The organism is Glaciecola sp. G7-5 (genome assembly GCF_055808975.1).
This window is the reverse complement of record NZ_CM147892.1, coordinates 792,900-815,039: the sequence shown is the minus strand read 5'-3', so window position 1 is coordinate 815,039 and position 22,140 is coordinate 792,900. Positions and strand designations below refer to the sequence as shown.

Sequence of the window (22,140 nt, the reverse complement as noted above, 5' to 3'; positions counted from 1 at the left end):
TTATTTAATCTAAATTTTTATGCATAAACACACTATTACGGTCGAGCGAATAATCAGAAAAAGGCGCACCATGGCAAAAGCCATGTTTTGCGTAAAACTTACGGGCGGGTTTAAAATACGCCATTGATCCTGTTTCAAGGCTCAATAAACTAAAACCGCTTTGCTTTGTACTTTGAATAATATGCTCAAGCAAGATACTAGCTACTCCTTGGCCTCTATATTGTTTGGCGGTGCGCATAGATTTTATTTCACCTTGCTGTGCATTGAGTTTTTTGTAGGCCGCAAATCCGGCTAATGTTTGTGCATCCCACAAACTAAAAACTGTATCGAACTTAGCTTTAATCCATCAATATCAAGGGCATGTTTGCTTTCAGGGGGCGAAGTCGCTTGCATATCGGACAAATGCTCTTCTAATAAAGATATAATTTGTGGGTGGTCAAGGCCACCTAGTTTCAATGTAAATTGTGTGTCCAATGCTTGTGCCTTTCAATACAAAAAATAGTGTAGAGGTGATTGCGTAAAGTCACTTACTATTCACAATTAATAGCACTTTTTAACCCAAAGTTCCAAACCCAATTATACTGTCATAGTCTCATTTGTATTAGTGTAACTATTTTACTAATACCGATACAATGCTCTAGGTCTTTCAAATTGCTAGATAAGATGTGAAAAAAATGGCTACAGCTAAATCCGATTCGTCTAAATTGAAGCAACTTTTCGCATCAAAGTGGTTTATTTGGGTGCGTGATATTGTGCTATTTGTTGTGATTGTGGCTGCGGTATTGCTTTGGCAGTCTCGTGACATGCTAAGCACAGATGGCAGCGTCATAATTAAGCAGCAGAATTTGGTTAGCCTTGACGGGGATGTGCACTCCTTGTTGGCTGATGACAAACCTAACCTTCTCTATTTTTTTGCGCCATGGTGTCAAATCTGTGCGTTGAGTATCGGTAACCTTAGCTATTTGAATGAAGATAAGCTTAATGTGGTCGTGATTGCACTGGACTATACTTCTAAAGAGGAAGTAGAAGCCTTTGTTAGTGCCCATGACGTGCAAAGTACCGTCTTACTAGGACAGGCCAACTTTCAAACGCAGTTCGCGATTAAGGGCTATCCAAGCTACTATCTACTTGATGAAAACCATAAGGTCGTTAGTCGCTCTTATGGTTATTCGACCGCAATAGGTTTGAAGCTTCGCGAAGCCTTTGGTAACTAGTATCTCACTCCTTTTTTGGCTTGCCTCGCCAAAATGCAGCTAAAGACGAACCGCTTATATTCATCATAGGACCAAACACCGCAGGCGCTAGGCCCATGGTGGCGACTTTACCCATCTCAACCGCAATGCCTGAGGCTAAACCAGAATTTTGCATGCCGACTTCAAAAGCGATAGTGCGCGAAGATGCTTCATCCATGCGGATCAACTTAGCGCTACCATAACCGAGCAAATAGCCCATTACATTATGAATAAACACAACCACGATCAAAATAGCGCCAATGCTAAGCAAGCTATCACGTCCTGCTGCGGTGATAATGGTAATAATAATGGCAATGCCTAACATCGAAAGTTTGGGCATGAGTTTATCCACTATCGGGAACTTTCCATGTAAAAAGTGGTTAAATGCTAAGCCCGCAATGATGGGTAAAATTACAATTTTACTGATACTGATAAACATCGCCGTTGCGTCTATAGGGATAAATTCACCGGCAAACCAGCTCATATATAGAGGGGTTAAAAAGGGGGCTAGCAAGGTCGATACCGCGGTAAGGGTTAGCGACAACGCTAAGTTTGCACCAGAAATATACGCCATAACATTAGATGCAAGCCCCGAAGGCGAGCAGCCTACTAAAATAATACCTGCAGCGATTTCTGGCGGGAGCCCCGACATAGTAGCTAATGCAAAACCAAGTAAAGGCATAATAGAAAACTGAAGTAATAAACCAATTAAGACACCTTTTGGCATCGTAGCCACTCGCGCAAAATCTTTGGTGCTCATTGAAGTTCCCATGCCAAACATGATAATCATTAGCAACGGAACTATTAAGCCCTTTAGTTGGTAATCTCCAACACTTAAGAATGCATTAGGATAAAATAATGCAGCAGACACGGCGGCGAAGATGAGGAAGGTAAAAGCAAAGCCACCTAAAAACTGAGTGCTTCGAAGATATACGGCTACGCCAATAAAGAAGGCGATCACGCAAGGGCCTGCCATGTCCCAATGAGAGCTAGCTATGAAGAAGGCGCTAAGCAAGAAGAGTAAGAAACTTGCCGCGCCGGAAACTGTTTTGTAATTTATACTCATTTTTTAAAATTCTCTGATTTTACAAAAATAGTACATCTTTTTATCAGAAAAATAATGACTTTCAAGCTTATTTGTCTATTTTTTTGGAGTGTAAACTTGCCAAAAATTTGCTGCGTATTTATGCAGCGTGAAAGTGCTTAACTATATTTGCGTTTAAGCAATTTACTGTCTAACCATTTCGCTACCAAGCGCATCTTTCTCATCGCTGTTTTTAACCATACCTTAGCCACGGGGTATTCAAAACTCAATATAAATAAGCCTGGAATAATCAATAATAGTGATGGCCCTGGAATAATAATAAAAATGAGCCCTAGTAGTACCAAAACGCCACCCACAACACTAATTAAAGACTTTTTTATAAATTTCATTTTATTTATCTCTTAGTAATACTTTTAATTTTTGAAAGTAGTTATTCGATTAGCAAGACCAATGCCATAGATATTATCAAATTAAAACAATGGGTTAACTTGCTGAGAATAAATGATAGCTACACCAAGATGGTCTAATTGACGAATAATTAGTACTTTCATCATTTAACTGTAGACATATTTGCTAACGCTTTTGTGCTGGTATTTAGCAGCTAGCTTGGTTATAAACGTAATATTCATAAGCCCGACTTCGGCTTAACTTTTAAAAAAAGGCAGGACATGCGTCATTTATTCATCATCTTTATTACTCTTTGTATGTTTGCATGTGCGAATACACAAAAAACAGTGAGCAACAGCGATATTGTGTTAGACCCAAATCTCATAGGAGATGACAATACCGCAACAGGTTGGATTGCATATGGTTTGGCGTTAAAAGCCTGGTCACCAACCTACGATGAATCAGGAGTGCCTGATTTATATGAAAGAGAAGTCTACGCTCGTTCAAAAGCGGCATCTATTTGGCAAGAACTCCTCGCTGCTAAAAAAGTGAAGCCTGCGCCAGAGCTAGATGACTTAAGCAAGATAAATCAAGCTGGCTATATGCGCGAGTATGTTTGGCGTTACATCTTTTTAAGTACTGGCGATACCCCTGAAAATGTAGACTTAGCAGCCTTTGAGCAATGGATGTCTGCGAACTTACCTGAGCATGTTGCGCGTATCAATACTGGCGTGTTAGTTGCGCATGAACGGTAGTTCGAGCTTGTAGTTTTCTAAACGATCTATCTGTCATTCTTCCAACATATCCGTCTTTCCCGCGGAGCCGTAATGCCGTTCGGTTAACATAAAATCCAAACATATCCGTCATTCCCGCGGCGGCGGGAATCTGCCAATACATGCTTTAACTATCTGATTGTACTGTGTTTGTAGGAGGTTCCCGCTTCCGCGGGAATGAAGTTTTTGATGTTTTGTGCTTAAACAAACAGCATAAAAAAAGCGAGCCTTGAAAAAGGCTCGCTTTATAATTAATAGCTAAATAACTAGAATGGTAAAGGCGACAAGCTTCTCATCGCCTTTAGGTCATTCTACCAACGGTAGCTAGCACCTATCGTAACGCGACGGTCTGGAAGACCTACGAAACATAGTAGGGCATCTTGGGCAACACAGTACTGGTCAATACGCTCTTCAGTAAGGTTAACCGCTTCTAAGCCAATGTTTAGCTTGTCAGTTACGTCATAGCTTATACTTGCGTTAAGCTGGCCTCTGTCGTCAGTAACAACTGGGAAGCTAAGCGTACTACTACCACTGGTGTTTGCGCCACCTGCGAAATCTTGAGTACGGAACGCTTCACGCCATGTATAACGCATACGAGCTGAAAGACCAAATTTCTCATAGTATAAAGTGAAGTTATACGCATTTTCAGAGAAATCTAACAAACCGCGTGGAATGCTAAGGTCACCAAGTACTTGAGCACCACGACCAGAAGTCGTATCTATCACTGAACCGCCTGAGAAGTCTTGAATAGTGTAGTTAGCAATCATACCAAAACCAGAAGCCCAACCTAAGTCATCTTCAAAGCTAGATAGGTCATACTGGAACGCCATCTCGATACCTGTTTGAGTAGTCGTTTCTGGATCGTTACCCGGAGTTGTTTTATCTACACAAAGTCCAAGTTGATTTGGGTCACCCAATACGTTTGGAACAACGATAGGGTTGAAAATACCGCCGCCAGGACATGATGGGTCAGTTTCGCGAGCCAAGCCACCAGTAACAGTAGGATCGTTAACCAAGATAGCACCTTCAAAGTCAGAACCGAAAATGTTCGTACGGTCTTTTTTGAAGTAACCAATACTAGCTACTGCAGATTCTGCGAAATACCACTCAACACCAATGTCAAACGAAGTCACTTCTTCAGGCTCTAAACCTGGGTTACCAAGTGCAACAACTGAGTTTTCTGAAGTATCTAATCTATAACCAGTACCTAACTGATCAAAGTTAGGACGTCTAATGTCAGTGCCATATGCTAAACGAACAACAACGTCATCATGTGGAGTAACAACCAAGTTAAAACGTGGCAATACAAAATCATAGCTTCCGCTGGTAGTTTCTAGTTGATCATCTGGGTTGTAACCTGTTGAATCAATGTCAGTTTCTATATAACGAAGACCAACATTACCGCGCACCATTTCACCAAACTCGAAGTTAGCTTGAGCATATAATGCAGTGGTAGACTCTTCAATATCTCTAAATGCAAGATTGTTTGATTGCAGGTTTAGGATATCAGGGCTATCAGGGTCGTGCTGAATAACAGCTGCTTGTAGAATATCAATCACGCCTTGTGGGTCTGAGAATGAACGGTCTGGATCAAGCAATAAGAAGTTAGCAACAAATAAGTTTCTGCCATCGGCATCGCCATAATTGTTTGGACCTACAACAAGTAGCTCAGAGAATAACGAACCGTTAGGGCTATCTGCCATGCGGCTAAAACCACCAATGTTGTCACGAACTTCATTAAACTTGCTTGATGAATTGTTGAAACGGAAACCAAAATCTACCGACTCAATAAAGTCGATTTGGTCAACATAGTATTCAAAATCTACACGAAGTGCGTCTTCTTGGTTTGCAGTAGTGTTTGCACCTACTTGTACTTGGTCTAACACAACGTTGTTAGGATCAAGCAAGTGTGATGGGTCTGGTGCTAGAGGCGAGTCAAAGTTGATGCCCCAAGCTAAAGTACCGCCTGACAAGTCATACTTAAACGGTACACAGTTATCGTTACTAGTGCCGTCTAATGGACAGTTAGGGTTAATAAAGTTAAGTGTAGTACTTAAATTAGGGTTAGAAGTGTCAGCACTTGAAGTTGAAATCTCTGCATATACTTTAAGGTTGTCACCCTGCCATTCACCGCCTAGGGTAAATACTTCGCTGTCAGTCACACGAGCGCCAGTGTCACTTGAAAAACGTAAGTTAGGATCATCATCATCCAACGCTAGGTCTGGCTCAAGGTTACCAGCTAGCGCTGCTTGATAAGTACCAACGTTAACGCCGTTAACAGTGCCATAGTTAATTGTTTCAAAAGCTGAAGGTATACTTGTGTTACGTAAAGTACTTACGCCAGACGCCTGTAGTCTGTAGCTGTCTCGGCTGCGCTCTTGTTTGTTAATAATCGCATCAAAATGAAATTTCATGTTTTCATTAGGCGCAAATTGGAAAGTTGTCGCTAAGTTAGTGGTTTCATAATCATCATTTTCTTGTTCTTGAACTAAGAATTGAATGCCCTGAAACTCTGGTACACCATCAACGGAAACTAAGTTGTCACGGTCAGTACGAGGGCGGAAAGATACCGCTTCTTGTTCTGTGTAGCTACCACTTACTACAAAACCAAACTTACCAGCGTCAGTTTCCCAGTTGTCGCCATATGCGCCAGAGAAACGAGGCTTAGCACTTTCAGTACTTAGGCTACTCTCTTCAAGTTGAACGCGAACTGCGGCCAATGTATCAGACAACTCTAGAGGGCGAATAGTACGTAAGTTAACCGTACCACCTACTGAACCTTCAATCGTTTTTGCTTGTGAAGCTTTAGTTACTTCTACAGCTGCAATGATAGAGGCATTAATATCTTCAAAGCTGATACCGTTACGACCAGCGCCAGAACCAACAGTAGAAACACCGTTTATTTCTACACGGTTAGCGTTTGAACCACGAATCTGTACACCTGTTCCGATACCGGCAGTTCTTGTGATTTGTACACCAGTGATGTTTTCAAGTACTTCTGCTAAGTTTTGGTCAGGCAGTTTACCAACATCATCTGCTTTAATTACTTCGATTAAGTTGGGCGCATCTCTTTTTTCTGCAAGAGCGCTAGTTAGTGAAGCTCTGATTCCTGATACTTCAATAACTTCAAGAGTGTCTTCAGCTGATGCTTCTTGTGCAGAAACAGCAGGTACTGACATCATCGCTAATGTCATGGCACCTAAGAAGGTCGCTTGGGTTTTGCGGCTTCTTAGTGCAGAACTTATTCTGTTTAGTTGTGTTTTCATGTGTGTGTATTGTCCGTGTGTTGTAAATTTATTTGTAGCTTTGCGTCGAAATCAAATCATTTTATTAAGAAGATGTTAATAAAATGATTTGAGTCGCTATTAAAAATACCTGCTTGATAGGCTATTTGTCAATCATTGGTTTACCAATTTGGTAAAAAGCATGAGGTTTTTTAAAGCTTATTTTGCATCCTTGTGTTACAGTTTGGTATTACCAAAAAAAATATTTCAAGCAGGAGTTTCTCGTAAAGCTATGATTCGTTTAGATTTATTGCTAAATATATGCTTGCCCAAAAATGATGCAATTGCTTATAAATGCCTAATTTCTTAAATTTAAAAAAAATGTAATAAAAATTTACACTAATCCCCTATTTGTTATTAAGAAATCTTATAGACTTGCACAAGTAAACCAATAAAAACAAGCACCTTTGCGCTTTCCAGCACTAATATTCGCTGCGAATGTTATATTCCATGTTTTCTTGGGATTGAAAAGCTAGTTTTTGTTAAAAACTAAACAAAAGTATAAATTGGTAAGTGACTGCTGCCGTCTAAAGCAAGCGTTCCTGATTAAGTTGTGACGCAGAAAAACTTCTATTATTGACACCAAGATGAAAAGCCTATTTTTTGGCTATAGCAACACAACAAGCAAAGCGCGCACTAAGAAATAAATAAAAGCACCATGTTTTGTTTTTGAGTTTTTTTTGCGTCACCATACAATTTAATAAGCCGGGGTCCTAAATCGTGCGCAGCTTGTCCATCTTTTCTTATATCAGCTAAATACTTCAGCATCTCTATGCTTTTGGAACGATCGGGGGCGATGGTTAACCAATAGGACTTAATCGACGTCGTAAAGTTATAGTCGCCGATAAATAAACCTCTAGAAAGCGCGTATATTTGTTCGTTGCTAAGCGCACTATAGTCTGCTTTGTTAGCTTCAAGCTCTGCCTCAAAGGCCTCGATATGCGGCAGCAATTTTAGTTTTCGTATTGTTCATTCTCTATTGCGCTTAAACAGTCTTGTTGCTTTGCAAAGGGCTTACCAATGTAGAATAAAATTACTAACAATATGAGATGTCTTACTAACTTCATTTGTGCTATTGGACCATTATAAATTTATTTATTAACGATTCGCTGTACATGTATTCATATACGTTTGCTGTACGATTAAGGCGTCGTTACTGGCTCGATGGCGAGCAATGTTGAGTGAGGCAATTACCGCTTGTTTGGCGCTGTCCCATGTATCTATTTGCGCGCTTTTGAGGATCATCTCTAGTGCGCTCATATGAAATGACATGGCCACATTTGCCCGTGCAAAAAGCGTATTGAGCCAAGGAGAATCGACTACCCAAGCATCACTGTATATATTGTTTTGACCTAAAAATTCGTTGAGTTCGAGGCAGACTTGTACGCCACTGACACCATGACTAAATAATAATTCGCGACTTATTCCATGGACACTTTGCGCTTGAGGGTCCCAAAAGGTCCAGTCGTCAAAGGGGCGAATAAGTTTGCAATAGCGCTTGCCATCGCTGCGGATTATGCCGACTTCAATGGGATAACTGTCATCACCAAAACCACTGGCCTCAATATCAATAATAGAAGGGGTTGTTATATTGTTCATCGAGCGAATAAGTATAGGTTCATGAATGCCAAAAGTAGCTAAGTTTCGCCTTACTTTAGCATTTGAATTTGCATAGTGTTAGTACTTATTACAACAGCTTACGACAAAGGTGTAGCAATGGCCTTTGTCGTATTTTCCATCACCCTCTGAATTGCAGCACCTTTGCGCTGCTTGTTGCAGTCGGTTCGGTTTGTTTGTGCTGCAAGGGGGACTGGCGCAAAGGGTCTTGTTTGCCGGTAAAATCATTCAGGTGATGCCTGAGTGTTGAGAATGACTCATGCATCATTTTGCTGATTGCCATACATGAACCCATTGGGGAATCCTTGTGGATTTCTCTGTTGGCATCAATTTGAAATTGCAGGCCAGATAAGCGTTTTTGCACTTTAGGTGAGGCGCTTTGGATCACCTTCTCTATTTCTTGTGTTCTCACTTCTTCAAATTTCTTAGGATCGGTTTTATAGAGCTCACTAAGATAATCAAAATCAAGATTATTCGACATACTGCTTCTCCTTGTCGCTTAATAGCAAAAAATGCACATAATGCGTAACGTTAAACGATGCTTACCACCCTCTTTACGCGAGCGAAAAAGCAATCTGATGAGGTATCTATGGCATAAACCGTGCCGAAAATTTTGTGTTTTTATTTCAGTGTCTTAGCACACTAAAAAAGATAAGAGTGTGTCGATTGTAAAATATTTCGACACTTTTATAGGTTTGAAAGTTATGGACTGGTGAGGGTGGTGTGCCCCAATAGAAAGTATTGGGCTTACCTTATTGTTTTTCGGTGCGTTAATTACTATTGCTGCAGCATTTGGAAACAAGCGAAACCTTTGGGGTGTGTTAAACATCAATATTATGCCCCTTACTTTGATGTACGTAATGCTATACTGGGACGAAACGGCGTATCAGCGACAGTACCTATTCTCGGGTGCTGTGCTGGTCATCATTGCTGTTTTATGTGTTTTCTTCCTTTAACTATTTGGTGATCATGCTATGCGATTCATTTTTCAGGCAATAAAATACAGTGCCATCATTGCATGCTTGGCCTTGCTCTCACATGCTTGGGCAAGGGCCGACGAAAACCCGTGGGAAAAATACAGTTATTCCACCATGGGTACAAATATACTGATTGAAATACATCATCTCGATAAAGACCTTCGCCAAGCAGCCATCTCAGCCGTTGTAGATGAAATGGAACGCATAAATCAGACCATGAGCACCTATATACCCTCGAGTGATATTTCCAAAATAAATGCGTCCGCTTTTGCGCGAGCGGTGCCAGTATCTGCAGAAATTTTCGATTTATTGGTCTTAAGCAAACAAATCTCTTCCTTAAGCGACGGCGCTTTTGATGTCACTTATGCAAGTGTTGGTTATCTTTATAATTACCCAGACAAAAGCAAACCCAGTGATAAGCAAATCAAGGAGTTATTAAGTGCCATTAACTACAAACTTATTGAATTGAATGCGCAAAATAAGACCGTACGTTTTTTGCATAAAGATCTTAAAATTGATTTAGGTGGCATCGCCAAAGGCTATGCCGTCGATAGTGCGATTGAAATACTGATGAGTATGGGCATTCGTAACGCGCTGGTGACTGCCGGTGGTGATACTCGTTTACTTGGTGACCGCTTAGGCAAACCTTGGATTGTGGGTATTAGAGACCCGCGAAACCGCGACAAGCAAGCAGTGGTGATTCCGCTTGAACAAAGTGCTATGTCTACCTCAGGGGACTATGAGCGTTATTTTGAAGAAGATGGCAAGCGCTTTCATCATATTTTGTCGCCCAAAACAGGTAAGTCAACACACGAGGTGCAATCGGTCTCCATCATTGGCCCGCAAAGTGTTTATAACGATGCATTGTCAACGGCGGTATTCGTGATGGGGGTAGAAAAGGGTATTGGGCTCATAAACGCGCTGCCCGAATTTGAAGCGATAGTAATGGATGCTAACCGGCGCATGCACTATTCGAGCGGCTTAGCCCAGTAAGTAGCACCATTTTTGCTTTCTATACATTTTGCTTTACACTATTGTGCGCGCTGTCTGTTTTTTGTTCGCCCAACCAAAGTAATAGTGAGTGCTTATTTTTTGGCCTACAAATAAAATAGCCTTGCCCATAGTTGCAACCTAGATCGCTCAGCATACCAAAGCTTTTGTTGTCTTCTATGCCTTCTGCAACAACGTCTAGCTTAAGATCTTGTGCGATTTGTATCATGCGGGTACACACCAATTTGTTTTCTTTAGAACTGCCTAGTGTTTGCACGAAACGTTTGTCAATTTTTAAGCTCGTGGCGGGGAAAGACAATAAATAGGAGAAGGATGAGTAACCGGTGCCAAAATCGTCTATGGCAATATTAAAACCCGCCTCTTTAAAATCGCGCAGGTTGTCTATGGCAACAGGGTCTTCAAGCATGGCGGTTTCGGTTATTTCAAAACTAAGCGTTTTCGCATTTAGGTCATAAAAATTGAGTCTACTAGAGATATGATGAAAGAAATTATTGTCAGTTAAGTCATTTGCAGACACGTTAATCGCTATTTCAAGCGCAAAGCCTGAGCGAGTAAACCAAATGGCATCTTTCATTGCTTGCTCAGCAACCCAACGAGTCACTAGTTGAATAAGACCAGCGTCTTCTGCTATTTTAATAAATTCATCGGGTGCGACATTGCCTAGACGAGGATGCTTCCACCTCAACAATGCTTCTACTTTTTCAATAGTATGGGAGCGAAAGTTAAGTTTAGGCTGATAGACCAGCGATAATTGCCCTTGTTCTGACGCTAAAGCAAGCCTCAGTTGTGTGATTATATCTAAGCGACGTAAGTAGGCGGCTTCAATTTTTTCATCGAATTTCGCAATATCTTGATATGCTTTTCTCGTCGCCTCTACCAGTAAGGTAAAACGTCTAAACACGGTTTCACTATTTTGCGCATCATCGGGACAATTGAGTAGCCCAAATGCTATCCGCGTTTGTAAAAGTACGCCCTCTATCATTACCTCTGCTTCTAACTGGCTTTTGACGATAACTAAGGTGTGTTCGTTTTGCGCTTGGCTAGGTAACCATAAAAACTTGCCACCGGTAAGACGCATCGCATCGCCTGGCAGCTTCTTTATCCTAGATGCAAGTGTTCTTAGACATGCATCCCCTAAGTTACTACCAAATATGTCATTGATACTTCTAAATTCACTCAAATTAATAATGACGGCCTGAAATGCCGTTTTCATTTTGAAATATTCATCTAAACATTGCTTAGCGTAGTTTCTGTTCGGCAGACCGGTTAGCATATCGTGCTGGGCTTGGTACACTATTTGACTTTCTCGTTCATGGATATTGTTTTGCATCGTTGAAAACGAATCCACAAGCTGAGAAAGCTCGGTAGAGTAGGCCTTGATGTTGATATCTTTTGCGTATTCCCCCTTCGAAACGCTTTCACTAAGCACCGCTAAATGCCTTATGGGTTGTACGATTTTTCGTGCGGTAAAGAAGGCAAAAATCGCCGCAACGATTACGGTGAAAAGCGCTAACATACCAATAGTAGACTGCATTTCGATAAATTTTGCTGATATACGTTGCGCATTCATCGACACATAAAAAGAAGCATTGGGGCCGATGATCGGACTCAATGTGAGTTCGTTGGTATAGTAGTGCTGTAATCCAAACATGACCGCGGGATTCAGTAGACCAAAGTAATCGTCGCTTAGTTTCCAGTCTGGAAATTTGTGAAAGCGAGTCTTAGTGTCATTGATTGAGCTAATCGCTGAGGTGCTACGCGAATCTACTATTAAGCTTAAAGGTAAGCCCACTTTCTTTGAAAGCATACTCACCCATTCGCTATCCATTGCTTTAACTAAAATGATAGGGGGATGCATTAAATTTTTTTCTTCGCTGACCAAAGATACGTGAGAGAAAAGGATGAACAATTGGTTGTTTATAAATAGGAAAAACTTGTCGTGTAAGTTGAGCTTTTCATGTATTCCGCTTTTTTGTTCTTGCGAGAGTGTCATAGGCTTAGTCGAACGGATAACGATGTCGTTTTCGCTCAGGATAAAAATGGCGTCAAGAGATAGGCTTTCTTTCACTTCCCTTAAGGAATCGATTAATTTTGCACTGTTATAGCCGGTATTCTTGCCATCTACTATTAAATCTAAGTGCTCGCTGTTTTCGGTAAATAGCTCGAATTGTTTGCGTTTGTCGGCAGTGTAATGATCAATTTCATTACCTGTATTTTGAGTAATTCTTACTAAAGCTCCGTAAACGTTTTTATGCACGGTTTGACTAGTGCTATTCCATACACCTGCCAATATAACAACGGCTGTCATCAACACGAGCACAACAATAAGGCGCACCACGCGATAGTTTAACGAACGGTTGTTTTTAAGATGACTAGTATTGATATTTTTCCCCATGCAATGTTAACGGTAGGGAGCGACTTTTATTTAGAAAGAAGAGTGGGGAAAAACACTAAAAATAAGGGGTAGGGTTTATTTTTTAGGTTATTGTCATCAAATAAGCCATAAATACCTTAAAAATCAAGCATAAAGCACGTTTTTTATTGCTTGCTAGATTTTTTATTGCTATGTTCTATGCACAATAATAATAAAAACTTAAGATTACCATGAAATTAAATGCTCGTTTTTCGTTCAGTGGTGCAGCGGTATTATCAATTTTAGCGCTAACTGCAACTTTACCCGCCAGTGCAACGCATCAAATCGGTTATAGCTGTGAAAATAAGTGTGTGGTCGTGGTTGACCCTAGCACACGTAAGGCTAACGTGGTGGATTGTTGTAATGGCTTTGTTGTGTCGAAGCGTATTCGCCACGATCGGGTATTTCGGATTTTTGATGAGCTTATTGGAGATTAATTGCATTTGCACAAAGGCTTTTCTGCATGACAATTAAGGGTATCTTGCTTGTACTTGTCGTTTCTTCAATCTTGTTTTTAACGGCAAACTCGTTTTTTCAAGTCAATCATCATCAACATGAGCATCAAGCTCATTCACATCCCATTGCCGCTCATATCAAAACGCGTGTTTGTGCCGATGACGGCGAGCCTACGATGTGCAATGTTGATGTCACAAGCCCACTTGACTCTGTTTTAATCGACGAGCAAGGGCATTTGCTTGCTGAAGAAATAACAGCCGTACTCGAGAGCATCAATTTTAAACAAGAACTTGAAAAGTTAGCTTCTCAGAAACATACAAACTTAGCCATTGAACGAGAGCAAGCGTATCAAACTCAGTTGCGCGCATTGAGCCAAGATCTTAATATTGTCAGCTCTGATTTATATTGCAGTGAAACAATATGTGCAATGATGATGGAATATGACGCGCACGGATCAAGCGAACAATTTTACAAAGCCTTCTTTTCTCAATCTAAAAAAGGTAACGTCTTTGTGTCACAAGGGCTATCACAAGATGCGTCGCATGTTGTTGAGCGGATAATGTTTTTTCCGGGTAACAACAGCGCAGTTATAGTACCAAACGCATAGTCAAAGAAACACCTTATCTCACACCTAAGCTTTTAAGATGCTAGGGCAAGTCTATAACAGTAGAACCTAAATGCCTTGTATGCAATTCGTCGTATGCTGCGGCAAATTGGTCTAATGAAATAGGAAGTATCATTTGTTTTTTGTTGTTCAGTGCATAGGCATATTTTGCCACCTTCCCTGAGGAGAATTCGTCAATCAACGCTTGGTCTATCTTGATGATTGTTTGACAAGCAATATCGCTACAACTTGAAATAGGTAATCGAATCGCTTTGTTTTCATCTACCTTAATCCCTAAGCCAGCTTCTTTATCTGCAATCTTAGGAAGTCGCACTATCATGATGCCAAAGTCACTTTTAAAAGCAAAGTTAATTGATACACCAAGCATAACCTCTTTTCCGGCTGCGTCTTTGGCTACCATTTGTGTCATGGCGCAGTTTTGAGTTCCACAACTTACGCTCCAAGAACCGAAAACGCCGTTGTAATTCGCCTGGCTGTTAAAGCCAAGCAATGTAGCGAAAAAACCTACAAGTAGCACCAATATTTTCACTTTATTGACCTTATATGCATTAAAAAAGCAACACATCTGCACACTACCTTTCGATAGAATGAAGATGGTTGCTTTTAGATTTTTATTGCAGCAACGCTATTAGTGTTGTCTACGCTTTCTAATCACGCAAAGTGCCAGCATAAATGCGAACAACGACGCAATACTTGGCGCATTTACCGGATTCGTGCCGTCATCTACAAAAAACGTCACTACGTTTTGACTCATGTTAATGGTGCCCACGCTGTCAAAGCGAAGACCGGTAACAAAGGCTGTAAAGTCGTTTGGATCAAGCATGTTAGACACATCTATGCCTAAAATACGGAATCTTTCTACAGGAGTAGCAAATTCAAATAATACGCCACCGGTTAATACCGTGTTTGCGTCAACCCAGTCGCCTAGGATGTCGTCCCATAACCATAAGTCGAACAAATTGTCGTCAAAGCCAGTGGGTAATTGAACCGCGGCAAGGTTAGGGCCAGAATTTACAATGTAGTCATAGCCAATAGCCACTAATGGGTCGATAAACAAAGTAACATCTGGATCGATTACTTCAAATTCAAAGTTGTAAGATGTAGGGTTGTTAGGATCAATTACCGGTAATAAAGGATTGTCTGGTGAGGAGCCAGGTAATTCACCGTCACGTATTGAGAAACGCCATAATCCAGGAGTACTGGTATTACTGTTCGCAATATCTAAATCACGCACAGCTTCGGTATTTGAACCTGGTACGGTAAAGAAGTTAGTACCATCTCCAGCATCGTACCCAGCCTGCGCAGGAGCACCGTCAGAAGCATCGCCCGATATCCAGTTGATGTCACCATATCTAAACTCAACATCAAAGTTACCAGAACCTGTGTCCTCACGGTCAATTAATACTAATTGGAAGGTGTTGGTTTCGGTTGCGTCTTCGTTGTATCTACCCACTTCTGCCCAAGTTACTACCAGAGTATTGGCATCGGGCGACCCTAGATAGACGTTACCACACTCGGCGCAGCCAGTATCTACGTCAGCCCAAAAAGGAGCAATCATAGCCGCTTCAGATTGTGGAAATGGGTTTGGTGTGTAAGTACCTACTTGCTCACCAAAAGAGATATTACCATTGTTGTTAATATAAAAACCGCCATAGCTCGACCCGAAGAAGTTCACACCACTGGCAAAGTTTAAATCTGGAAACTCATCGAACGTGAACTCGCGGCTCGAGCCATCATCGTTTCTTTCCATTGCTATTTGACCATAGCCACTTTCGGTGGAGCCAAACCAATTTGATAGTATTACGTCTGCCTTAGCTATGTGTGTAAAGCCAAGTGTCGCGACCAACAAGGCGCTTGAAAAAAGCTTAAACCTTGCCTGTTTGCTATTATTTTTCATATTCAATCCTAGTAATATGTGTTGCGGGTTATTGAATGGAGACGTACTGCGCTCACGTTTGTTTATCTCTAGAAACTTAACGACTTAAATGAAATGACTAGAATTTGGATCATGCCCTGTAAAGTAAGCAATACACGTGCCTTTTTATAAGTACCTGTATTTAATAAGATATTTTTCAGGCTATTTTTAATGTGTAAAAAAACCTGACACCTTGTCGATTTTTAGTCCTTATTTCGTGCTAAGAAAATTGCCTATTGTTGGCTTTATAATTCGAAATCATGATAAATCCATGACAAAAGCCCAACAAGAAATGGATATGCTTTATATAACTCAGTAATATGACCTCATAAAGGATGAAGCACCATGACAATTTCTCCCAATATATACAAAATTGCGGCCTTGGCCTTAGTCGTTAGCCTGTTAACTAATTGCGTTAGTGCACCCACTCATGAAGCAATTAGCGTTCAAGGTAGCCGCGTGGAAGATGAAGCGAGTCGAAAGGCACAAAAAGAAGCGCGCGCCTTGCAAAGTATTAGTGCGAAAATTGAACAGTCAAAAAATGAATTAGTTACGCTAGCACCACCAAGCGAAGCAGAAGCCCCAAACGAAGCTCCAAACGAAGCCGCAATGTTAAGCAGCGATACGCTTAAACAGCTTATTAGCCAGCTAGAGAAAAGCAATGCCTTGCTCGCTGCGTCTTTGCAAGACCCTGAACTTGACTATAATCAGGCCCAATATAAGAATGTGTTTACAGCCAAAGATAAAGAGGCTTTGTTTCGCCTTATTTCATCTCACCCTGAAGCTGTAGGGCAAATCTTTAAGCGTTACCGCGTAAACCCAACCATTCAAACCCAATACAATCCGGTCTCTACTTTTGCTATGGACGTTGACAATGGGTCATATAAACTTGCAGCAGCAATGCTTCGCCAGCACGCAATGCCTAATCCAGAAGGCATTCGGGTAGAAGAGTTTGTAAACGCTTTTGACTACCAATATGCGGTAAATGAGAACAGTGACGAGCTATTTTCGTTAAGTGCAGAGGCCATGCCGTCGCCTTTACGTAAAGGTTTTCACTTATTGCATGTTGGCGCGCAAACTAAAAAACTGTCAGCGCAGCAACGAAATCCGAGTAATATTGTATTGGTGCTAGACGTATCTGGGTCAATGGATAGCGACAACAAAATGGACCTATTAAAAACGGCCATGAAGACCTTGGTGTCACAATTAGGCCGAGATGACCAGCTTGCTATTGTCGCCTACAATAACGATGCATCGTTATTGCTAAAGAGTACATCAGTTACCAGAAAGCGTTACATTTATAAAAAGATCGATAGTTTAGATGCCGGTGGCGGCACCAACGTAGAGGCTGGTTTACTTAGCGCATATAAACTCGCGAACGAAATGTATCAACCCGGCTTCAATAACCGCGTTATCTTAACTTCTGATGGCGTCACTAATAAGGGCGCTCGTTCACCAGAAGCCATACTGAGGGCGATTAATACGGCGCAACAAAAAGGAATATTTTTAACAACTCTTGGCGTTGGAGTCGGGGTTTACAACGATCACCTTTTAGAGCAGCTAGCCAACCAAGGAAACGGCAGCTATTTATATGTGGCAAACCAAGACGACATCCAAGAAACTTTTGTCGACAAAATAAACAGCCAATTACAAACTGTGGCTAAAGATGCCAAAATTCAAATCACTTTTGACCCATCTAGGGTGTCGCATTATCGATTGTTAGGTTATGAAAATCGCCATTTAGAGCAGCAGGATTTCTTGGATGCTGATAAAGATGGCGCAGAGATAGGCGCGGGCCAAAAGGTCACCGCGATATACGAAATCAAACTCAACGAGACCCAATCAAATAATGATAAACCCATTGCTGACGTGGCAATTGCGTATAAAAAACCAGAAGGTCGAAAAGTCTTTCAATTACAAAAAACGATTCCTGCCAGCGTGATTAAAGACAGTGCAAAAAACAGTTCAGTTGATAGCATTTTGTCTTACAGTGCAGCGGCGTTTGCTGAAAAATTAAGACAATCATATTGGTCACGCTTTTATCGCTATCAGGATATACAAAACTTACTTAGTGAATTGCCTCTTGTGTATAAAAATGTGAGCCAAGTGCGAGAACTTGAAGCGTTGATTGTTCAAGCGGCTCGCTTAAGCACTGTTGTGGACCCCTTTGAACATAGCCATCCGCTTGCAAACGTTAGTCTAGAAAGAGTACCTTTACTTGATTAATTTAGGCCAGCAACCAAGGTCTTTTTTAGCCTATTTATGTGTGTTGATTGCGGGCATCTCGATTTTTGTCATGTTGATTATAGAATACAATCAAGCGAAACAATTAATTGCTGACAATCGCGTACTAATGCGCAACATTGTGCTAAAAACGATGCAAGCGAATATTCAAAATTCGCTTACAAGCTACCCCTTAAGTGCAGACGAAATTGAAAAGAGCTGGCTGAGTTTGTCGGCTAATTTTGTCGCCTATAAAAACACCGAAGCGATTTATCCCTATCGTTTTGAGGGCATTGAAAGCAATCGACTATCGCCGCTTTGGGACAGTTACAAAAAGGCAATTTCCAGCGGTGATATGCTTCAAAGTGAGCTATCAGAACAAAGCGTTGCTCGTATAAACGCGCTGCGCGATATTTTACAGAGCTTATCAAACCAAGATGACAACAGCATGCAACTGGCTACTCAACGATATTTTGACGAAATAAATAACTATCGTTTATCTCCTCTGGAAGAACTTGTTTCTGGTTTAAGCTTTTTAACTATAGCCCCAGATGCTCGGTGGAATGACGCCCTTATTAGTCAAGTGTTGAGTGGGCAGGCCATACAGTCTGAATCTTTGTATACAGTCTTGTTTAAACGCAATCAACAGATGGCTTCGGCAGATCTCAAATATGCGATTGATGGCATCAAGACCATTCTGCAAGCAAGTGGCCTTGATGCTTCTTGGTTTATTCAAAATACGAAAGCCTTATGGACATCGCCTCCCAAATTTTCATCTTCTAGTCTAGATGACTTTGCGCTAATAGATGAAAACTGGATAGCGATTGAAGCTAGCAAAGAGCTCAGTCTTTTAGTGCCAGTGGATATTGATATGGAATTACAAAATATTCGCCAACAATTAGTCGCTCAAGGCGTCTTAAATGAACAAGACAGTATTAATGTGCAGGCAAATATTGAGAGGCCCTATCAAATTTCTTTGCATGAACTTCCTTTTACCCTTAGTAGACAGCATTGGCAGCATCAACTTCGTAACCAGCAATATTATTTAGGGGTAAAGCTTTTTGCCCTGCTTGGCCTTATTGTGTGCTTACTGTTGTTGAGCAAATGGTTTATTTACAAGCACCAAAAGAAGCTCGAATTTATTGCGCAGCGCGAAAACTTCATCAATATGGTCAGCCATGAATTAAAAACGCCCCTTGCGTCTATTCGTATTATGGTTGAGACTTTATTGAAACGCAGTAATGCAAAACTCAGCATTAAAGACTACCCTCAAAAAGTGATTAAAGAGGTAGACCATCTGTGGTTAATGGTAGACAACTTATTGTCGTTAAGTCGGCTGAAGTCTAATGAAGTTAGCCTTAACCTTGAAATAACTAAGCTGTATGATTTGCTTGAACGAGTGATCGATAAATGGCAAAGCGAACATCCAAACATGCTTGAGTGCAAAAACGAAGTTCCTCGTGATTATATCGTTAATATAGACGCAATGATGTTTGAGTTGATACTCACTAACTTGTTCTCTAATGCGATAAAATATTGTGATAAAGACAAGGCGACGATTAGACTCTTTGTGCATCAGCAAGCGCTGTTTTTGCAAGACAATGCATGTGGTATTGAACAGAGTCATTGGCAAAGAGTCTTTGATGATTTTTATCGCGAACAAAATAAACACAGCCAGCAAGGCACAGGAATTGGTTTAGCGTTGTGTAAACAGCTTATGCTCCTACATAAAGGGACTATAAATATTGATGCTTCAAGCGACTCGGGCACGACGTGGCGCATTGAATTTGCAGATGAAGGGACTGTATGACAGAAACGCTACTTATTGTTGAAGACGATAAAAACCTGCGTGAAACCTTGGCAGACAACCTTGAGTTAGAGGGCTTTGAAGTAGTTACTGCCAGCAGCATTGCACAAGGCAAGCAGGTATTGCAAAACGAAAAAGTAGACCTGGTTATACTTGATATTATGTTGCCTGACGGCGAAGGATTTAGCTTATGTGATTGGGCACAGCAACATGTTGACGTATTGGTTTTGATGTTAAGCGCACGTACCCTCGAGAAAGACATTGTGCAGGGTTTCATCTCGGGCTGTGATGACTATCTAAGTAAGCCCTATCGCAGTGCTGAACTGGTATTGCGCATACGCGCGCTGTTGCGCCGCAAAGGTAAAAGCACCTATGCCCTAAATAGCGCTTCAACAATCACCGATATCAATGGTTTTTTGGTAAATTGGGAGCTAAGAGAAGTCACTAAGCAAGGTGATTCGTTGCACTTAACTAAAACCGCGTTTGATTTACTAGAATACATGTATCAACATCAAAACAATCGCTGTAGCCGAGACGATATTCTAGACAATGTATGGGGCAAAGACGTTTATGTCGACAACCGCACCGTCGACAACTTTGTATCTAACTTAAAAAAGCAGCTGGAACTAAGCGACCCGCACCCCTACCGCATTAAAACCATAAGAGGCGTCGGCTACAGCTTAGTGACCCAAAACCCCATCACGCTCGCTTAACTCCCCGTCATGCCCGTTCATTACCCCGTAATGCTCGCTCAACTCCCCGTCATGCTCGCGAAGGCGAGTACCTCCCCCAATACACAGCAAACTAAAAACAACCTCCGTGGTTAGCTTACTAGGTAATGTAGGAGATTACTGCCTTCGCAGTAATGACAGGGGCCACCGTCATGCTCGCTCATTACCTCGTCATGCTCGCGAAGGCGAGTACCTCCCACAGTACACAGCAAACTAAAAACAACCTCCGTGGTTAGCTTGCTAGGTAATGTTGGAGATTACTGCCTTCGCAGTAATGACGGGGGCTCTCGCAGTAATGACGAGGGTGTTTGCAGTAATGGCGGGGGGCGGGCTTAAGCCCGTTCACTATTACTTTTCTCGTTGCTTCTCGCGCACTCGCTTTTTAACATCTTTATGTACTTGTCGTTGCACTTTTTGCTGTACTTTTTGCGGTACTCTGCGCTGCTGCGTGGTGCGTTGCGGCGCTGTGCGCACTATCTGTTTGACACTAGGCTGAGCGTGCTTGCTAGTAGGTCTAGACGCAACATCCTTACGCTGATAAGAGACCTTATTTCGACTGTTATCGTGCCGCACTTTTGAAGTGTCTGTCCGCGTACTTGGCTTTCTATTTTTGAGTGCCCAGAGCGTAGACTTATGACGGTACTTGTTCACGCTAGGTCTGTCTTTTTGACTTGGTGATTTGGCATAGCTACGAGCACCATAATGCGACTTCAGCTTGTTAGAACGATAGGCTACACCTCTTCTATGACTCGGTTCGTGAACCCAACGCTTGGCAACATGACTACTTGTTAAGCGTCGATACGAACGGTAATCACGTGTTTTACGATGATGAGTTACCACTACGTGGCGGCTGTGCCAGTTGAATGCGCTAAAGAAATAGTCAAAGCGAATATGAATGCCCGGATGCCACGAAAACCCTGCTGAAATTGAGCTTCTGCGCCCGCCAATGTGTACACCAGCATAGCTATGTCCATGATCCCAATAAATCGGAGGATGTTTGCGCCAGCGCCATTCACCATACACCACCCGCGTGTCATAGTAGGGTACGTAAATGATTTCTTGTTGAATTGGCTCTATAACAATTTGCTGCTGAACCTTTGTCACCTTCATATTGCTCATGTTTTTGAGCGTATTGACTTGTTCTGCCTGATGGCGCAGCGTTTGTATGGTATCAAGCACGCGCGCTTCGTCTTCCAAAAAAGCGTTACCTACATTTTGGGTCCACTGCAAATCATCATTTAATCTGTCGAGCACCGTAGGAAAAGCCACCAAAGCAGCCACACTTGGATCCCAACCTTGTTCTTGAGCAGCTTCAACTGCGTCTGATGCACTAAGATTGCTATTTTGCTCTTGCCACCTATGCGCTTGGACAACTTCTAAAGGATAAGTCGAGGCTATAACTAGGTGACTTAATAGGCTGTCTGGATAAAGCGCTATTGGGGCTAACAGTTGCGCGAGCTCGGCCTCGCTAAATTGTGTTTCTGTGTAGTTGCTAGTATCTTGAGATGACGCAAAAACAACAGGGCTAGATACGATTTGGCTGAGTGCAATGACACTTACTATTGCACAAGCCTTCATTGTGGAACTAACGTTCAGATAATATTTATTAATATTCATAGTCGATTCAACCTTTGATTACCGAGT

18 protein-coding genes and 1 pseudogene are annotated in these 22,140 nt (G+C 41.6%); 8 read left to right on the top strand and 11 right to left on the bottom strand.

Going from position 1 to position 22,140, the window contains the following annotated elements; translation table 11 throughout:
- Positions 1 to 4 precede the first annotated feature (4 nt).
- Positions 5 to 456 (bottom strand): annotated as a pseudogene (locus AC0L6H_RS03655) (GNAT family N-acetyltransferase).
- Between the two features lie 218 nt (positions 457 to 674).
- Here AC0L6H_RS03655 and AC0L6H_RS03650 point away from each other — a divergent pair.
- Positions 675 to 1,214 carry a redoxin family protein gene (locus AC0L6H_RS03650; RefSeq protein WP_473392657.1) on the top strand — a complete coding sequence of 180 codons (540 nt, stop codon included), beginning with the start codon at positions 675 to 677 and terminating at the stop codon, positions 1,212 to 1,214.
- A 4-nt stretch (positions 1,215 to 1,218) separates the two neighbouring features.
- Here the strand turns inward: AC0L6H_RS03650 and AC0L6H_RS03645 are convergent, their stop codons facing one another.
- Both AC0L6H_RS03645 and AC0L6H_RS03640 read right to left on the bottom strand, forming a co-directional pair.
- The gene (locus AC0L6H_RS03645; protein ID WP_473392656.1) at positions 1,219 to 2,298 is read right to left on the bottom strand and encodes a bile acid:sodium symporter family protein; all 1,080 of its coding nucleotides are present in this window, start codon (positions 2,296 to 2,298) and stop codon (positions 1,219 to 1,221) included.
- Positions 2,299 to 2,435: 137 nt separating this feature from the next.
- A complete protein-coding gene (locus AC0L6H_RS03640; RefSeq protein WP_473392655.1) occupies positions 2,436 to 2,666 on the bottom strand; it encodes a PGPGW domain-containing protein in 231 nt (76 codons plus the stop codon).
- 279 nt (positions 2,667 to 2,945) lie between these two features.
- On the opposite strand from AC0L6H_RS03640, the gene AC0L6H_RS03635 reads away from it, so the two are divergent.
- Positions 2,946 to 3,419: a hypothetical protein gene (locus AC0L6H_RS03635; protein WP_473392653.1), complete on the top strand. Its 474-nt coding sequence runs from the start codon at positions 2,946 to 2,948 to the stop codon at positions 3,417 to 3,419.
- 329 nt (positions 3,420 to 3,748) lie between these two features.
- Here the strand turns inward: AC0L6H_RS03635 and AC0L6H_RS03630 are convergent, their stop codons facing one another.
- From AC0L6H_RS03630 to AC0L6H_RS03615, 4 genes are all read right to left on the bottom strand, one after another.
- Positions 3,749 to 6,631: a TonB-dependent receptor gene (locus AC0L6H_RS03630; RefSeq protein ID WP_473394458.1), complete on the bottom strand. Its 2,883-nt coding sequence runs from the start codon at positions 6,629 to 6,631 to the stop codon at positions 3,749 to 3,751.
- Between the two features lie 726 nt (positions 6,632 to 7,357).
- Positions 7,358 to 7,672 carry a hypothetical protein gene (locus AC0L6H_RS03625; RefSeq protein ID WP_473392652.1) on the bottom strand — a complete coding sequence of 105 codons (315 nt, stop codon included), beginning with the start codon at positions 7,670 to 7,672 and terminating at the stop codon, positions 7,358 to 7,360.
- Positions 7,673 to 7,819: 147 nt separating this feature from the next.
- Positions 7,820 to 8,320: a 3'-5' exonuclease gene (locus AC0L6H_RS03620; protein WP_473392650.1), complete on the bottom strand. Its 501-nt coding sequence runs from the start codon at positions 8,318 to 8,320 to the stop codon at positions 7,820 to 7,822.
- A 139-nt stretch (positions 8,321 to 8,459) separates the two neighbouring features.
- Positions 8,460 to 8,819 (bottom strand): DUF3135 domain-containing protein, encoded by a 360-nt coding sequence (locus AC0L6H_RS03615; RefSeq protein ID WP_473392649.1) that lies wholly within the window; start codon positions 8,817 to 8,819, stop codon positions 8,460 to 8,462.
- Between the two features lie 493 nt (positions 8,820 to 9,312).
- Between AC0L6H_RS03615 and AC0L6H_RS03610 the strand changes: the two genes are divergently transcribed.
- Positions 9,313 to 10,308 carry an FAD:protein FMN transferase gene (locus AC0L6H_RS03610; RefSeq protein ID WP_473392647.1) on the top strand — a complete coding sequence of 332 codons (996 nt, stop codon included), beginning with the start codon at positions 9,313 to 9,315 and terminating at the stop codon, positions 10,306 to 10,308.
- Positions 10,309 to 10,327: 19 nt separating this feature from the next.
- On the opposite strand, the gene AC0L6H_RS03605 is transcribed toward AC0L6H_RS03610, so the two are convergent.
- A complete protein-coding gene (locus tag AC0L6H_RS03605) occupies positions 10,328 to 12,721 on the bottom strand; it encodes a putative bifunctional diguanylate cyclase/phosphodiesterase (protein WP_473392646.1) in 2,394 nt (797 codons plus the stop codon).
- 209 nt (positions 12,722 to 12,930) lie between these two features.
- Between AC0L6H_RS03605 and AC0L6H_RS03600 the strand changes: the two genes are divergently transcribed.
- A complete protein-coding gene (locus AC0L6H_RS03600) occupies positions 12,931 to 13,176 on the top strand; it encodes a hypothetical protein (protein ID WP_473392645.1) in 246 nt (81 codons plus the stop codon).
- 26 nt (positions 13,177 to 13,202) lie between these two features.
- On the top strand, positions 13,203 to 13,802 hold the full coding sequence (locus AC0L6H_RS03595; RefSeq protein ID WP_473392643.1) for a hypothetical protein: 600 nt from the start codon (positions 13,203 to 13,205) through the stop codon (positions 13,800 to 13,802).
- Positions 13,803 to 13,842: 40 nt separating this feature from the next.
- Here AC0L6H_RS03595 and AC0L6H_RS03590 read toward each other — a convergent pair whose 3' ends face one another.
- Entirely contained in the window at positions 13,843 to 14,349 is a 507-nt protein-coding gene (locus AC0L6H_RS03590) for an invasion associated locus B family protein (protein ID WP_473392642.1), read from the bottom strand.
- Between the two features lie 99 nt (positions 14,350 to 14,448).
- Entirely contained in the window at positions 14,449 to 15,717 is a 1,269-nt protein-coding gene (locus tag AC0L6H_RS03585; protein ID WP_473392641.1) for a nidogen-like domain-containing protein, read from the bottom strand.
- A gap of 363 nt (positions 15,718 to 16,080) precedes the next feature.
- Between AC0L6H_RS03585 and AC0L6H_RS03580 the strand changes: the two genes are divergently transcribed.
- The 3 genes from AC0L6H_RS03580 to AC0L6H_RS03570 are packed head-to-tail and all read left to right on the top strand — an operon-like array spanning position 16,081 to position 20,478.
- Positions 16,081 to 17,961, top strand: a complete 1,881-nt coding sequence (locus AC0L6H_RS03580) for a vWA domain-containing protein (protein WP_473392640.1) — start codon at positions 16,081 to 16,083, stop codon at positions 17,959 to 17,961.
- Positions 17,954 to 19,768: a sensor histidine kinase gene (locus tag AC0L6H_RS03575; RefSeq protein WP_473392639.1), complete on the top strand. Its 1,815-nt coding sequence runs from the start codon at positions 17,954 to 17,956 to the stop codon at positions 19,766 to 19,768. Before AC0L6H_RS03580 ends, AC0L6H_RS03575 begins: the two co-directional genes overlap by 8 nt.
- The gene (locus AC0L6H_RS03570; RefSeq protein ID WP_473392637.1) at positions 19,765 to 20,478 is read left to right on the top strand and encodes a response regulator transcription factor; all 714 of its coding nucleotides are present in this window, start codon (positions 19,765 to 19,767) and stop codon (positions 20,476 to 20,478) included. The genes AC0L6H_RS03575 and AC0L6H_RS03570 overlap by 4 nt, the downstream gene beginning before the upstream one ends.
- 366 nt (positions 20,479 to 20,844) lie before the next feature.
- Here AC0L6H_RS03570 and AC0L6H_RS03565 read toward each other — a convergent pair whose 3' ends face one another.
- Positions 20,845 to 22,113, bottom strand: a complete 1,269-nt coding sequence (locus tag AC0L6H_RS03565) for a DUF3300 domain-containing protein (RefSeq protein WP_473392636.1) — start codon at positions 22,111 to 22,113, stop codon at positions 20,845 to 20,847.
- Positions 22,114 to 22,140 lie beyond the last annotated feature (27 nt).

Excerpts from the sequence above, each read along its gene's own strand:
- AC0L6H_RS03650 (WP_473392657.1), top strand. The coding sequence starts at position 675 with ATGGCTACAGCTAAATCCGATTCGTCTAAATTGAAGCAACTTTTCGCA.
- AC0L6H_RS03645 (WP_473392656.1), bottom strand. The coding sequence starts at position 2,298 with ATGAGTATAAATTACAAAACAGTTTCCGGCGCGGCAAGTTTCTTACTC.
- AC0L6H_RS03640 (WP_473392655.1), bottom strand. The coding sequence starts at position 2,666 with ATGAAATTTATAAAAAAGTCTTTAATTAGTGTTGTGGGTGGCGTTTTG.
- AC0L6H_RS03635 (WP_473392653.1), top strand. The coding sequence starts at position 2,946 with ATGCGTCATTTATTCATCATCTTTATTACTCTTTGTATGTTTGCATGT.
- AC0L6H_RS03630 (WP_473394458.1), bottom strand. The coding sequence starts at position 6,631 with ATGACATTAGCGATGATGTCAGTACCTGCTGTTTCTGCACAAGAAGCA.
- AC0L6H_RS03620 (WP_473392650.1), bottom strand. The coding sequence starts at position 8,320 with ATGAACAATATAACAACCCCTTCTATTATTGATATTGAGGCCAGTGGT.
- AC0L6H_RS03615 (WP_473392649.1), bottom strand. The coding sequence starts at position 8,819 with ATGTCGAATAATCTTGATTTTGATTATCTTAGTGAGCTCTATAAAACC.
- AC0L6H_RS03610 (WP_473392647.1), top strand. The coding sequence starts at position 9,313 with ATGCGATTCATTTTTCAGGCAATAAAATACAGTGCCATCATTGCATGC.
- AC0L6H_RS03605 (WP_473392646.1), bottom strand. The coding sequence starts at position 12,721 with ATGGGGAAAAATATCAATACTAGTCATCTTAAAAACAACCGTTCGTTA.
- AC0L6H_RS03600 (WP_473392645.1), top strand. The coding sequence starts at position 12,931 with ATGAAATTAAATGCTCGTTTTTCGTTCAGTGGTGCAGCGGTATTATCA.
- AC0L6H_RS03595 (WP_473392643.1), top strand. The coding sequence starts at position 13,203 with ATGACAATTAAGGGTATCTTGCTTGTACTTGTCGTTTCTTCAATCTTG.
- AC0L6H_RS03585 (WP_473392641.1), bottom strand. The coding sequence starts at position 15,717 with ATGAAAAATAATAGCAAACAGGCAAGGTTTAAGCTTTTTTCAAGCGCC.
- AC0L6H_RS03580 (WP_473392640.1), top strand. The coding sequence starts at position 16,081 with ATGACAATTTCTCCCAATATATACAAAATTGCGGCCTTGGCCTTAGTC.
- AC0L6H_RS03570 (WP_473392637.1), top strand. The coding sequence starts at position 19,765 with ATGACAGAAACGCTACTTATTGTTGAAGACGATAAAAACCTGCGTGAA.
- AC0L6H_RS03565 (WP_473392636.1), bottom strand. The coding sequence starts at position 22,113 with ATGAATATTAATAAATATTATCTGAACGTTAGTTCCACAATGAAGGCT.